15 protein-coding genes are annotated in these 13,033 nt (G+C 70.9%); 9 read left to right on the top strand and 6 right to left on the bottom strand.

Annotation, left to right across the window (positions count from 1 at the left end; all coding sequences use genetic code 11):
- Positions 1-107 precede the first annotated feature (107 nt).
- Complete coding sequence (locus AC1P0E_RS12795) at positions 108-701, top strand: 2'-5' RNA ligase family protein (RefSeq protein WP_482742307.1); 594 nt, start codon at positions 108-110, stop codon at positions 699-701.
- Positions 702-737: 36 nt separating this feature from the next.
- Here AC1P0E_RS12795 and dprE2 read toward each other — a convergent pair whose 3' ends face one another.
- Complete coding sequence (dprE2, locus tag AC1P0E_RS12790; protein ID WP_482742306.1) at positions 738-1,493, bottom strand: decaprenylphospho-beta-D-erythro-pentofuranosid-2-ulose 2-reductase; 756 nt, start codon at positions 1,491-1,493, stop codon at positions 738-740.
- A 32-nt stretch (positions 1,494-1,525) separates the two neighbouring features.
- Complete coding sequence (gene dprE1, locus AC1P0E_RS12785) at positions 1,526-2,905, bottom strand: decaprenylphosphoryl-beta-D-ribose oxidase (RefSeq protein WP_482742305.1); 1,380 nt, start codon at positions 2,903-2,905, stop codon at positions 1,526-1,528.
- Between the two features lie 183 nt (positions 2,906-3,088).
- Here dprE1 and AC1P0E_RS12780 point away from each other — a divergent pair, with 183 nt between their 5' ends.
- Genes AC1P0E_RS12780 through AC1P0E_RS12765 form a run of 4 tightly spaced genes read left to right on the top strand, consistent with a single transcriptional unit; the run spans position 3,089 to position 6,147 of the window.
- Positions 3,089-3,691 (top strand): phosphatase PAP2 family protein, encoded by a 603-nt coding sequence (locus AC1P0E_RS12780; RefSeq protein ID WP_482742304.1) that lies wholly within the window; start codon positions 3,089-3,091, stop codon positions 3,689-3,691.
- Entirely contained in the window at positions 3,684-4,688 is a 1,005-nt protein-coding gene (locus tag AC1P0E_RS12775; RefSeq protein WP_482742303.1) for a decaprenyl-phosphate phosphoribosyltransferase, read from the top strand. Before AC1P0E_RS12780 ends, AC1P0E_RS12775 begins: the two co-directional genes overlap by 8 nt.
- A complete protein-coding gene (locus AC1P0E_RS12770) occupies positions 4,685-5,137 on the top strand; it encodes a GtrA family protein (RefSeq protein WP_482742302.1) in 453 nt (150 codons plus the stop codon). Before AC1P0E_RS12775 ends, AC1P0E_RS12770 begins: the two co-directional genes overlap by 4 nt.
- Positions 5,125-6,147 carry a YihY/virulence factor BrkB family protein gene (locus AC1P0E_RS12765; protein WP_482742301.1) on the top strand — a complete coding sequence of 341 codons (1,023 nt, stop codon included), beginning with the start codon at positions 5,125-5,127 and terminating at the stop codon, positions 6,145-6,147. The genes AC1P0E_RS12770 and AC1P0E_RS12765 overlap by 13 nt, the downstream gene beginning before the upstream one ends.
- Here the strand turns inward: AC1P0E_RS12765 and AC1P0E_RS12760 are convergent.
- Positions 6,095-7,366 (bottom strand): D-alanyl-D-alanine carboxypeptidase family protein, encoded by a 1,272-nt coding sequence (locus AC1P0E_RS12760; RefSeq protein ID WP_482742300.1) that lies wholly within the window; start codon positions 7,364-7,366, stop codon positions 6,095-6,097. The genes AC1P0E_RS12765 and AC1P0E_RS12760 overlap by 53 nt on opposite strands.
- Before the next feature lie 79 nt (positions 7,367-7,445).
- Between AC1P0E_RS12760 and AC1P0E_RS12755 the strand changes: the two genes are divergently transcribed.
- The 3 genes from AC1P0E_RS12755 (at position 7,446) to AC1P0E_RS12745 (ending at position 10,781) form a co-directional block, all read left to right on the top strand.
- Positions 7,446-7,697, top strand: coding sequence for an SCO4848 family membrane protein (locus tag AC1P0E_RS12755; protein WP_482742299.1), 252 nt, complete (start codon positions 7,446-7,448; stop codon positions 7,695-7,697).
- Positions 7,698-7,699: 2 nt separating this feature from the next.
- Positions 7,700-9,073, top strand: a complete 1,374-nt coding sequence (locus tag AC1P0E_RS12750) for a metallophosphoesterase (protein WP_482742298.1) — start codon at positions 7,700-7,702, stop codon at positions 9,071-9,073.
- 151 nt (positions 9,074-9,224) lie between these two features.
- Positions 9,225-10,781, top strand: a complete 1,557-nt coding sequence (locus AC1P0E_RS12745) for an ABC transporter substrate-binding protein (protein WP_482742297.1) — start codon at positions 9,225-9,227, stop codon at positions 10,779-10,781.
- 5 nt (positions 10,782-10,786) lie between these two features.
- Here the strand turns inward: AC1P0E_RS12745 and AC1P0E_RS12740 are convergent, their stop codons facing one another.
- Genes AC1P0E_RS12740 through AC1P0E_RS12730 form a run of 3 tightly spaced genes read right to left on the bottom strand, consistent with a single transcriptional unit; the run spans position 10,787 to position 12,332 of the window.
- Positions 10,787-11,491, bottom strand: coding sequence for a TetR/AcrR family transcriptional regulator (locus AC1P0E_RS12740; RefSeq protein ID WP_482742296.1), 705 nt, complete (start codon positions 11,489-11,491; stop codon positions 10,787-10,789).
- Positions 11,492-11,502: 11 nt separating this feature from the next.
- Complete coding sequence (locus tag AC1P0E_RS12735) at positions 11,503-11,928, bottom strand: thiol-disulfide oxidoreductase DCC family protein (RefSeq protein ID WP_482742295.1); 426 nt, start codon at positions 11,926-11,928, stop codon at positions 11,503-11,505.
- On the bottom strand, positions 11,925-12,332 hold the full coding sequence (locus AC1P0E_RS12730) for a hypothetical protein (protein WP_482742294.1): 408 nt from the start codon (positions 12,330-12,332) through the stop codon (positions 11,925-11,927). Before AC1P0E_RS12730 ends, AC1P0E_RS12735 begins: the two co-directional genes overlap by 4 nt.
- A gap of 144 nt (positions 12,333-12,476) precedes the next feature.
- On the opposite strand from AC1P0E_RS12730, the gene AC1P0E_RS12725 reads away from it, so the two are divergent.
- Complete coding sequence (locus AC1P0E_RS12725; protein ID WP_482742293.1) at positions 12,477-12,965, top strand: MarR family winged helix-turn-helix transcriptional regulator; 489 nt, start codon at positions 12,477-12,479, stop codon at positions 12,963-12,965.
- Positions 12,966-13,033 lie beyond the last annotated feature (68 nt).

The raw sequence follows: 13,033 nt of genomic DNA, 5'->3' as shown, positions 1-13,033 counted from the left end.
GCCAAGGTTCGGACCAAGGACTCTGGCCACAGGGCCCGCGCGCCCGCCACACTGCACACTGGCAGCACCACCACAGGACGTACTGGACGACGACGGAGGAGAACGACGTGGGGACCGTAACGCTCGGCGTTTCGATCGCGGTCCCGGAGCCGTACGGCAGCCTGCTCCAGGAGCGGCGCGTGGGCTTCGGGGACCCGGCCGCGCACGGCATCCCCACGCATGTCACCCTCCTCCCGCCCACGGAGGTCGACGCGGCGCTGCTGCCCGCCGTCGAGGCGCACCTCGCGGAGGTCGCGTCGTCCGGGCGCTCCTTCCCGATGCGGCTGTCGGGGACGGGTACGTTCCGTCCGCTCTCGCCGGTCGTCTTCGTGCAGGTCGTCGAGGGGGCGGCGGCGTGCGCGTGGCTCCAGAAGCGGGTCAGGGACGCGTCGGGGCCGCTCGTGCGCGAGCTCCAGTTCCCGTACCACCCGCACGTCACGGTCGCCCACGGCATCTCCGAAGAGGGCATGGACCGGGCGTACGAAGAGCTTTCCGAGTACGAGGCCCAGTGGGCCTGCGCCGGGTTCGCGCTGTACGAGCAGGGTGCGGACGGCGTGTGGCGCAAGCTCCGTGAGTACGCGTTCGGCGGCGGGGCGGCGGGCGTCGTGCCCGCGCAGAACTCACCGGTGGACCAGCCTGCGCGGCCTTCACTGCGCTCCTGACCGCCGGGAGCGCCCTGCGAGGCGGGGAGGACCCCCTCAGACCGGCAGCCGCCGGAACAGCGGCCGTGGCAGATGGCGCAGCGCCGACATCACCGCACGCATGGCCCCCGGCACCCACACGGTCTCCGAGCGGCGCCGCAGCCCCAGCTCGATGGCGGCGGCGACCAGCTCCGGCGTGGTCGCCAGTGGGGCCTCCGGCAGGCCCGTCGTCATCTTCGTCCGGACGAATCCGGGGCGTACGACCATCACGTGTACGCCCGTCCCGTGCAGCGCGTCGCCGAGGCCCTGGGCGAAGGCGTCCAGGCCGGCCTTGCTCGATCCGTAGATGAAGTTCGCGCGACGGGCGCGCTCGCCCGCCACCGACGACAGCACGACCAGTGAGCCGTGGCCCTGTCCCTGGAGCGCCCTCGCGCACACCAGGCCCGCCGAGACGGCGCCCGTGTAGTTGGTCTGCGCGATCCGGACCGCCGACAGCGGCTGCTCCTCGTCGTGCGCCTGGTCGCCGAGGACGCCGAAGGCCAGCAGCACCATGTCGATGTCGCCCTCGGCGAAGACCTTGCCGAGCTTGTCTTCGTGCGCCACCGGGTCGAGCGCGTCGAAGGCGACGGTACGGACCTCCGCACCCAGCGCGCGGAGCCCGGCCGCCGCCGTTTCGAGGCCGGGGGACGGGCGGCCGGCCAGCCAGACCGTACGGGTGCGGCGCGCGATCAGGCGGCGGGCCGTGGCGAGGCCGATCTCGGACGTGCCGCCGAGGACGAGCAGGGACTGCGGGGTGCCGAAGGCGTCCTTCATGAGTGCGCTCCTGGAGGGTGGAAGACCGTAAGTCAGAGGGAAAGGCGGCGGGAGAGGTCCGACGCGAAGACGCCGCGCGGGTCGAGTTCCGCGCGCAGCGCCCGGAATCGCGGCAGTCGCGGATACATCGCGCCCAGCAGTTCCGGCCGCAGCCGCGAGTCCTTCGCGAGGTAGACGCGGCCGCCGGCCGCCACGACCTCATCGTCGAGCTCGTCGAGGAACGCGCCGAGTCCCGGCAGGCCCGCCGGAATGTCCAGCGCGAGCGTCCAGCCGGGCAGCGGGAACGACAGCCAGCCCGGATCGCCCTCTCCGAAGCGTTTCAGTACGGCGAGGAACGACGGGCAGCCCCGCCCCGAGATGCGTCCGACGATCCGGCGCAGGGCCTCTTCCTGTCCGTACCCGACGACGAACTGGTACTGGACGAATCCGCCGCGCCCGTAGATCCGGTTCCAGTGCGGGACACCGTCCAGCGGGTGGAAGAACGTCGACAGCTTCTGGATCTCGCCGGTGCGAGGTGCGCGGGGCGCCTTGCGGTACCAGAGCTCGTTGAACAGCCCCACCGTCGCCCGGCCGAGCAGCCCTTCCGGTACGAAGCCGGGCGCGGCCGGGAGCCTGCCCGGCCGGAACGTCAGCGGCGCCCGGCGGGCGCGCGCCGGGAGCGCGTCGAGCGGGGCGTGATCCCCCCGGGTGAGGACCGAGCGCCCCATGGCGGCTCCGCGCGCGAGCAGGTCGATCCAGGCGACCGAGTAGCGGTAGCGGTGGTCGGTGGCGGTGAGCCGGGCCATCAGGTCGTCGAGGTCGGTGGCCCGTTCCGTGTCGACCGACATCAACGAGGTCTCGACGGACAGGAGTTGGATGCTCGCACCGAGGATGACGCCGGTCAGGCCCATGCCGCCCGCCGTGGCGTCGAAGAGGTCGGTGCCGGAAGGGACGGTACGTACCTCGCCGTCGGCGGTGAGCAGTTCGAGCGAGACGACGTGACGCGAGAAGGAGCCCGAGCCGTGGTGGTTCTTGCCGTGGATGTCGGCGCCGATCGCGCCGCCCACGGTCACGTACCGCGTTCCGGGCGTGACCGGCACGAACCAGCCGAGCGGCAGCAGCACTTCCATCAGCCGGTGCAGGCTCACGCCCGCGTCGCACACCACGACGCCCGACCCGGCGTCGATCGTACGGATGCGGTCGAGGCCGGTCATGTCGAGTACGGAGCCGCCCGCGTTCTGTGCCGCGTCGCCGTACGCCCGGCCGAGCCCGCGGGCGATGCCGCCGCGCGGTGCGTGCCCCCCGCCCGTCCCGCAGTCGAGGACCGCTGCCGCCGCCTCCTCGTACGAACGCGGCCGGACCAGGCGGGCGGCGGTTGTCGGGGCGGTGCGGCCCCAACCGGTCACTTCCACTGAGGCGGTGTCGACAGACATGGCAGTGACCGTATCGTCCCTAAACATCGCAGTTCTGTAAATCGCCTGTTGTGCTGGGCGAATGGGTGATTGGTGGTGTGTCGTGGGCAATTAACATGACTAGTCTGCTTAATCCGAGCAGAGTCGCCCCTGGCCTGCGGCCGACCGACCGGCCGGGTCGCCGCTACGGAAGAGGGGTGACAGATGCGAGAGGTTGATCGCCGTCTGCTGTCGGCAATGCGGGACTGCGGTACGGATCCACGCGTGGCGTCCGCCGCCCGGGGGCTCTCCTGGTGCGGTGAGCACGGCGCCGTCTGGATTGCCGCCGGCCTGCTGGGCGCGGGGGCCGACCACGAGCGCCGCCGCGCCTGGTTGCGCGGTACGGCGCTGGTCGGTGCGGCGCACCTGGCGAGCATGGCCGTCAAGCTGGCGGTACGCCGCGCCCGCCCCCAACTCGCCGCCCTGGAGCCCCTGGTGTCCACCGCCGGCCGGCACTCGTTCCCCAGCTCCCACGCGGCCTCGGCGGCAGCCGCGGCGGTGGCCTTCGGCGCGCTGCGGCCCGTCGGGCACCACCTCGCGCCGCCGCTGGCCGCCGCGATGTGCGTGTCGCGGCTGGTTGCCGGGGTCCACTACCCGACCGATGTGGTGGCCGGTGTCCTGCTCGGCGGGATCACCGCCGGACTCGGCGCGGCCTGGATGACCGGGCCGGCCACCGTCACCACCGTCACCACTGTCACGACCGGGACGACCACCGCCGCCGCGAGCGCCTCGGTGGCCGTGGCTGAAGGAGGTGCCGTACATGCCTGAGCACAGCAGCAGCACTACCGCCACCACCACAACAACCGCCGCCACCGCCGTGATCGGGCAGCCCCGCCGCGCTGCCGCACCCCCGAGACCGCCGAAGCGACGCCCCCTGAGCCTGCCCGCCGGACTGTTGCGCACCGCGCGCCCCCGCCAATGGGTCAAGAACGTACTGGTCCTCGCCGCGCCCGCCGCCGCGGGGGAACTGGCCTCCCGCCACGCCGTCGCCCAACTCGCCGTCGTCTTCGTGCTGTTCACCGCCGCCGCGTCCGCCGTCTACCTCATCAACGACGCGCGCGACGCCGACGCCGACCGCGCGCACCCCGTCAAGTGCCACCGCCCCGTCGCCGCCGGACAGGTCCCCGTACCCGTGGCGTACGCGGCCGGCGGGCTGCTCGCCGTCCTCGCGCCGGTCGCCGCGGTCCTGCTCTGCAACGCGATGACGGCCGCTCTCCTCACGGCGTACGTCGCCATGCAGCTCGCGTACTGCGTCCGGCTGAAGCACGTCCTCGTCGTCGATCTCGCCGTCGTCACCACCGGCTTCCTGATGCGCGCGATGATCGGCGGGGTCGCCCTCCACATCCCCCTCTCCCGCTGGTTCCTGATCACCGCGGGCTTCGGCGCGCTCTTCATGGTCGCCGCGAAGCGTTACTCCGAGGCCGTGCAGATGGCCGGCCGCCCGGAGAAGCGCGGCGCCACCCGCGCCCTCCTCGGCGAATACACCACCGGATACCTGCGCTTCGTCTGGCAGCTCGCGGCCGGGGTCGCCGTACTCGCGTACTGCCTGTGGGCCCTGGAGAGCGGTGGCACGGCCAACGGCAGCCTGCTGCCGTGGCGCCAGCTGTCGATGGTCGCGTTCATCCTCTCCGTGCTGCGGTACGCCGTCTTCGCCGACCGGGGCACGGCCGGAGCCCCCGAGGACGTCGTCCTGCGCGACCGGGGGCTCGCCGTCATCGGGCTCGTCTGGGTGGCGATGTACGGGCTTGCCGTGGCCGATCTGTGAGACGGGCCGGGGGCAGCTCGACCTGGGCCGAGCTGCGCGGCTTCGCGCTCGCCGGCGGCTGTGCGTACGCCGTCGACCTCGCGCTCTTCATGTGGCTGCGCGGCCCGCTCGGCTGGGACCCGCTCACCGCGAAGGCGCTGTCCTTCGTCGCCGGATGCTCGGTCGCGTACGCCGGAAACGCACTCGGCACCTACCGGCGGCGGGTGGTGGTCCGCGCCCGGGAGCGGGCGCGGCAGTACGCCGTCTTCTTCGCCGTCAACGTCGCGGGAGCGCTCGTACAACTCCTCTGTCTCACCGCCTCGCACTACGGCCTCGGGCTGACGTCGCCCCGCGCCGACACCGTCTCCGGAGCGGTCGTCGGCATGGCGCTCGCGACATGCCTGCGTTTCTGGGGGACCAGGACGCTGGTTTTCGCCTCGGAGGGTAAGCGTTCGTCATGGACTGGCTGAAGAATCTGCCCGTCGTCGGCCCGTTCGTGACGCGGCGGCTGGCGGTCACTCACGCATGGCGTACGTACGAAACGCTCGATCGCGCCCACTGGACCCGGCTGGCCGCCGCGATCACCTTCATCAGCTTTCTCGCCCTCTTCCCGCTGATCACCGTCGCCGCCGCGATCGGCGCGGCCCTGCTCTCCGACGATCAGCTCCACCGCATGGAGAACAAGATCGCCGAGCAGGTGCCCGGCATCTCCGGGCAGCTCGACCTCGAATCCCTGGTGGCGAACGCGGGCACCGTCGGAATCGTCGCCGGCGCTGTGCTGCTCTTCATGGGCATCGGGTGGGTCGGCTCGATGAGGGAGTGCCTGCGGGCCGTCTGGGAGCTGGACGACACCGACGAGGGCAACCTCTTCCTCCGCAAACTCAAGGACGCCGGTGTGCTGGCCGGCCTCGGCGTGATCGGGCTCTCGTCCTGGGCGGCTTCCTCGATCGGCTCGACGGCCGTCGACTGGACCGCCGAGCAGGTCGGCATGTCCGAAAGCGGCGCGGGAGGCGTGCTGTTGCGGATCGCCGCGCTCGCCCTCGCGGTCGGCGCGGACTTCCTGATCCTGCTGTACGTCCTGACGCTGCTGCCGGGGGTGCAGCCGGCCAGGCACCGGCTGATCACGGCGTCGCTCATCGGCGCGATCGGCTTCGAGTTGCTCAAGGTGCTGCTGGGCAGCTATATGAAGGGCGTCGCGGCGAAGAGCATGTACGGGGCCTTCGGCGTTCCGGTCGCCCTGCTGCTGTGGATCAACCTCACGGCGAAACTGCTGCTGTGCTGCGCGGCTTGGACGGCGACGCGGCACGACAGCGAGCGGGCGGCGGAGGCGGAGGAGGAACGGTCCGACGCGGAGGAGGCCGAGGAGCCCGAGGAGCCCGAGACGTCAGCCGACAAGGCCCAGAAGCCCCCGCCCACCGGCGCGCCCCCTAGCGGCGCGGGCGGCGACGCGACAGGGCGGGCAGCGGCCAGCGGCGGTTGACCAGCAACACCCCTGCGGCCAGCACCACCAAGGCACCGCCCGCGATCGCGAGCGCGGTGCCCACGCCGCTGGTTCCTTCGTCCGTCGCCGCCAGCTGCGTCTGCCCGTCCTTCGCGGCGGCGGTGTCACCCGTGCCCGCGCTGCGGCCCTTGCCCTTGCCCTTCACGGGCGGCGCGCCCTGGCCCGTCTTCGCGGACTTCGGCGGCACCAGCTCACCGACCGGCGTGACCTTCCCCGACGCCTCGAAGCCCCAGTCGAGCAGGCGGGCGGCCTCCTTGTAGACGGCGCTGCCCTCGCTCGCCGACGGGTTCATGACGGTCACCAGCAACACCTTGTCGCCGCGCTGCGCGACGCCCGTGAACGTCGCCCCCGCGTGGGTGGTGTTGCCGTTCTTGATGCCCGCGATGCCCTTGTACGGCTCGACGCCCCAGGCCCCCGTCAGCAGGCGGTTGGTGTTCTGGATCTGGAAGCTCTCGCGCTTCTTCCCCTTCTTCTTCTCACCGGGGAACGTGGCGGTCGCTGTGGAGCAGTACTCGCGGAAGTCCTTCTTCTGCATGCCGCTGCGGGCGATGAGCGTCAGGTCGTACGCGCTGCTGACCTGCCCCTTCGCGTCGTAGCCGTCGGGTGAGACGACGGTGGTGTCGAGCGCCTGGAGCTCGTCGGCGTGCGTCTGCATGTCCGCCACGGTCTTGTCCCACCCGCCGTTCATCTCCGACAGGACGTGCACGGCGTCGTTGCCGGACCTCAGGAACACACCGAGCCACATGTCGTGGACGGAGTAGGTGTGGTCCTCCTTGATGCCGACGAGGCTGCTGCCCGCGCCGATTCCCGCCAGATCGGTGTCCTTCACCTTGTATTGCTGCGTCTTGGACAGCCGCGGCAGGACCGTGTCCGCGAAGAGCATCTTCATGGTGGACGCGGGGGGCAGCCGCCAGTGGGAGTTGTGCGATGCGAGTACGTCGCCCGATTCGGCGTCCGCGACGATCCACGACCGGCCGCTCACCTCCTTGGGGAGGATGGGTGCGCCCCGGCCGAGCTTCACCTGCGTACCGGGCAGACCGAGTTGCGCGCCGCCGACCGTCGACATCACGGCGGGGGGTTTCGGCTGCCGGGCGCCGGGCTTGTCGTCCGCGGTCGCCGCGTGCGCGGGCAGTGCGGTGAGTGCGGGCAGCAGCGCGGCGGAGAGGACCGTCAGTGCGGTCTTTTTAACGGCGGACACGATCAAGAACGTACAGGGCGCGGGGCCGGTGTCCCCACCCCGGCGGCGGGTACCGGGGTGGGGTGGCGATACTGGGCCTATGAAGCTCAGCCGCTCCGTCTCCTGGTTCCTGCTCGCCTTCGGGGTGTGGAGCTGGTTCATCTGGATCACTTTCGTCAAGAATCTGCTGAAGGACGGAAGCGGGCTTGCTTTCGACGACGCGGGTGACCCGACCACGTACTTCTGGGTGCATCTGCTGCTCGCCGTCACGTCCTTTCTCTTGGGGACGGCGGTCGGGGTGATCGGGTTCCGTGGTGTGCGGGCCCTGCGACGTGAGCGGAGCCAGGGATAACTGTGGTCGTCGTCTTCGTTCTCGTCGCGCTGTCGGTCCTCGCCCTGTTCGCCGGGGCGCACTGGTACGTCTGGCGGAGGCTGGTCCGCGACACGACCGTGCCGGGCGGCGTCGCCCGGCGGGCGGGGACGGTGGCGGCGGTGCTGCTGCCGTTGCTGGCGGTCGGGGCGCTGGTGTCGGCGCGGGCCGGTGTGCCGTTTTGGGCGCAGCAGGTGCTGGCGTGGCCGGGGTACATGTGGCTGGCAGTGCTGATGTATCTGGTGATGGCGCTGGTGATCGGCGAGGCGGTGCGGCCGCTGCTGCGGTGGTGGGCGAGCCGCCGGGAGTCCGCGACTGCCGACGGGGTTTCACCCGCTGAGCTCCTTCCCGCGGCATCGGCTCGCGGTTCGGCCGCGGGTGGGGCGCGAGCGCCTTCGCGGCTCGGCGCCTGCGACACCTCGCCCGCGCCCGGCGGCACGGACACGGTGACGGAACCCGCACCTCCCGCGCCGCCCTCCCCCGAGCCTCCGGTCGCGGCCGACGTGGCCGGCGGTTCCACCGCCTCCGGTGACTTCTCGCGGCGGCTGTTCGTCGCGCGGGTGGTGGGCGCGGGTGCTGCCGTGGCCGCGCTGGGGACCGTGGGCTACGGGACGTACGGGGTGATGCGTGGGCCGCGGCTGAAGCGGGTCACGGTGCCGCTGGCCAAACTGCCCCGTGGCGCGCACGGGTTCCGGATCGCCGTCGTCAGCGACGTACACCTCGGGCCGGTCCTCGGGCGCGCCCACACGCAGCGGATCGTCGACACCATCAACTCCGCCCAGCCCGATCTGGTGGCCGTCGTCGGTGACCTCGTCGACGGGAGCGTGGCCGACCTGGGGCACGCCGCCGAGCCGCTGGCCCGGATCAGGGCCCGGCACGGGGCCTTCTTCGTCACGGGCAACCACGAGTACTTCTCCGGCGCCGAGGAGTGGGTCGACCACGTGCGCGAGCTCGGTCTGCGGCCGCTGGAGAACGACCGCGTCGAGATCGCGGGCTTCGACCTCGCCGGCGTCAACGACATCGCGGGGGAGAGGGAGGGGCAGGGGCCCGACTTCGTACGGGCGCTGGGGGACCGGGACCGTACCCGCGCGTCCGTCCTGCTCGCCCACCAGCCCGTGGTCATCCACGACGCCGTACGCCACGGGGTGGACCTCCAGCTGTCCGGGCACACGCACGGCGGGCAGCTCTGGCCCGGCAACTTCATCGCCGCCCAGGCGAATCCGACCGTCGCCGGTCTTGAGCGGTACGGCGACACACAGCTGTACGTCACGCGGGGCGCGGGGGCATGGGGCCCGCCGGTCCGGGTGGGCGCGGAGTCCGACATCACGGTGGTGGAACTGGCCTCGCGCCAGGCGTAGTACCTCCTCGATCTCATGCCTCGAAAGGATGACCGAGCCATTCAACCACCCCTTCCCCAGGGGTAGTTCGTGTGATTGGCTGAGTCGGATCTCCGGGGGGAGTGCGGATCGTCCGCATGCCGGCAGGTGAGGCGATGAGGAGAGCGCGGCGATGCGGTCGGTCCGATTACGGATTCTCGCGACCTGTACGGTACTGCTCGCAGCCGGTGTCGGTAGCTGGCAGCTGTTGTCTCCGGGCGACGGGAGCAAGGCCCCGATCAAGGTCGGCACGACCGACGCCGTCACCGGACTCGACCCCGCCGGGGCGTACGACGCCGGCTCGTGGGCGCTCTACAGCAACCTGTACCAGTCCCTGATGACCTTCGGCCCCGGCTCCGCCTCGCCGGTACCCGACGCCGCGAGCAGCTGCGGCTTCGTCGGCAGCGAGCTCCGGACGTACAGGTGCGAATTACGCGACGACCTGACCTTCTCCAGCGGCCGTCCGATCACCGCCGAGGACGTCAAGTACTCCTTCGACCGGGTCATGAACATCAAGGCCGACGTCGGCCCCAAGTCCCTCTTCGCGTCGCTGAAGTCCGTGAGGGCCCAGGGCCTGACGGTCACCTTCGACCTCTCGACCCGCGACGCCACCTTCGCGTACAAGGTCGCCACGGGCGCGGGAGCCATCGTCGACCGCACCAAGTACCCGGCGGGGAAGCTGCGTGAGGGCAACGCGGTGGACGGCTCGGGACCGTACGTGCTCAAGGCGTACGAGAAGGGCGTGGGCGCCCGCCTCGAACCCAACGCCAAGTACCGGGGCGCAGTCGGACACGTCGGCAACGCGATCAGCATCCGGTACTTCAAGGAGTCCGAGGAGCTGGAGAAGGCCTGGAAGGTCAAGAAGGTCGACGTCACGCACCGGCAGATGCCGCCCGCGGTCGTCGCCCGGCTGGCTCCCGGCGACCCGGACCAGCGGATCAGCGAGGCCGGCGGTTCGGAGATCCGCAACCTCGTCTTCAACGTCCGCAAGGGCTCACCGCTGGCCGAGCGCGCCGTGCGGCAGGCCGCCGCCGGGCTCGTCGACCGCTCCGGCATCGCCTCGTCGGTCTACTACGGCACCGTCGAGCCGCTGTACTCGCTGATCCCGCAGGGCATCACCGGACACAGCACGCCCTTCTTCGACAGGTACTCCACGCACGACGCGGCGCGCGCCAGGCAGCTGCTGCTGGACGCCGGAGTGCAGCCCCCGGTCAGGATCAGGCTGGGGTACGCGCTGGGCGGTGCGGCCAGGCAGGAGGCGGCCGAGCTGAAGCGGCAGCTCGAAGCCGACGGCCTTTTCGAGGTGCAGGTGGTGGAGAAGGCCGAGTGGCCGGACTTCCAGGCCGACTACACGGCAGGCAGGTTCGACGCGTACACCGTCGGCTGGGTCATGGACTTCCCCGACCCGGACAACTTCAGTCAGCCGCTCGTCGGCAGCGGGAACAGCCTCAGCAACGGCTACGCGAACCCCGAGATCGACCGGCTGATCCTGGACACCCAGCGGTCGAGCGAGCGCGGCCGTACGGCGGACGACTTCAAGAAGCTCCAGCTGATCGTGGCGCAGGACGTGCCGCTGGTGCCGCTGTGGCAGAGGAAGGACTACGTACTGAGCGGCAAGGACGTCTCCGGCGGGCAGTACCTGTCGGACGGCACGGGCGTGTGGCGTCTGTGGGCGCTGGACTGGCTGTAGAGCGCTCAGCCCGTCTTGCGCGCTGCCGCCGCCTGGGCCATTCCCGGCAGGAAGTCCGTGAACAGCTCGTGCACTTCGCGTACGAGCGGACGCAGCACCCGGAAGCGGGCGAGCGCGACCCCGCGGGCGGTGAGCCGGGCGCCGCGTTCGGCGAGGTGGCGGCTGCGCTCCCGGTCCTCGGAGCGGTCGAAGACCCAGTACAGGACGAGTCCCATCTGGGAGAGCCACATCAACTCGGGGAGGATGCCCCGCAGTTCCTCGGCGACCTTGGCCTTGGAACCGGCGAGGACCTCCCGGTGTACGGCGATGGCCGCCTCGCGGGCGTGCTCCGACTCGGGGGAGAAGGGGCTCAGCGGGCTCTCGGGGTCCGCCGCGTTCTTGAAGAACTGGGCGGCGAACTCGTGGTACGGCGCGGCGATGTCCAGCCATGCCTTCAGCACCCCGGCCAGCCGCGCCTCCAGATCGGTCTCCTTGTCCAGTACGGGACGGACCGCCGCCTGGTGTTCGGCGGCGATCCGGTCGTAGAAGCCCTGGACGAGGTGTTCCTTGGAGCCGAAGTAGTAGTACGCGTTCCCTACGGAGACCCCCGCCTCCTTGGCGATGGCCCGCATGGTCGTCTTGTCGTAACCGCGGTCCTGGAAGAGCTGGAGGGCGGTTTCGAGGATGAGCGTGCGGGTCTGCTCGCTCTTGGGGGCCTTGTCTTCTGTCACGGTGCCCGAGCCTAACCGGGTACGGAGCACCGGTCGCCGCAGGGCGGCGCCGAGCCCGCCGGAGCCCCGGCGGCCGCCGCCTCGCGGTACTTGGCCGCCGCGAGCATCGTCACCCGTACGAAGGGGGCGCCCGCCGGGGTGGCGAGCCAGTGGGCCTTGGGCCGGTACTCGGCCAGGGCCCAGAGACAGACCACGAAGGCGGCGGGCCCGGCGTACACCTGGCCCTTGTCGCCGATGACGGTGATCTCCCGCATGGTGCGGTCGTGGTCGAGGCGCGGGTACCTGCGCCTCGCCTCGGCGGAGCCGGCCGGGACCAGGTCCAGCGGTACGAGCTGACGCTGGCGCAGCAGCCAGCTCCGCAGGTGGACGCAGAGGGAGCACTGGGCGTCGTACAGGACCGTGAGCCTGCTGACCGGAATGCGGCTCATCGCGCTCATACTCCGGTGGGAGCGGCGGTCCAGCCCTGCGGCGGAACCGGGGGGAGCTGCTCGCGCTCCATGATCGAACGCCGCCGGATCTTGTTCAGGACCCAGACGTTGCCGAGGTGCATGATGCCGAGGACGAGCAGGACGACGCCGAGCTTCACCGAGAGCGCCTCGAAGAGCCCGCGGGCGTTTTCGACTGCGTCCGCGGCCTTGAGGTACAGGGCGACGAAGCCGAGGTTGACGAGGTAGAAGCCGACCACCAGCAGGTGGTTGACCGCGTCCGCGAGCTTCTCGTCCCCGCGCAGGACGCTCGCGATGAAGATGCGCCCGTTACGGCTCAGGGTTCGCGCGACCCACATGGTGAGGGCGACGCTGATCAGCAGGTAGACGGCGTAGGCGACAACAGTGAGGTCCATACCCCACCCCTTCTTGAACGTGTTCAAAAGGCTGGCAGGAATGAATCTAGGCCTCTTTTTGAACATGTTCAAGTCGATGGACGGGCTCATTGGAGTCTCTTGTGGATAATCCGCCTCGGATCGAATTGCTCTACGCTGGCTGGTATGACCGCCATGACGCCCGCGCGCACCGAACCGGACCTGTCGTTCCTCCTCGACCACACCAGTCACGTGCTGCGGAGCAAGATGTCCGCCGCCCTCGCCGGGATCGGCCTGACCGCCCGGATGCACTGTGTGCTCGTCCACGCGCTGGAGGAGGAGCGCACCCAGATCCAGCTCGCCGAGATCGGTGACATGGACAAGACCACGATGGTGGTGACGGTGGACGCCCTGGAGAAGGCGGGCCTGGCCGAGCGCCGCCCCTCCAGTACGGACCGGCGGGCCCGGATCATCGCCGTCACCGAGGAGGGTGCCCGCGTCGCCGGGCAGAGTCAGAAGATCGTCGACCGCGTGCATCGCGAAGCCCTGGCCGCGCTCCCCGATGGGGACCGGGAGGCGCTCCTGCGGGCCCTGAATCGCCTGGTCGACGACGGTCTGGCGACTCCTGTCGAGGCCCCGCGCACCGCCCGCCGGGCGCGGCAGCCCCGAAAGTGAGACCGAAAAAAATAGTATGCAACGAAACTATCTGCTACGGTCTTTCCTGTCGCCCCAACCGACAGGAG

This window comes from Streptomyces sp. TRD_SC_5 (genome assembly GCF_056836825.1).
Note: the sequence above shows the minus strand (reverse complement) of the source record. Positions and strands in the feature narration are given on the sequence as shown.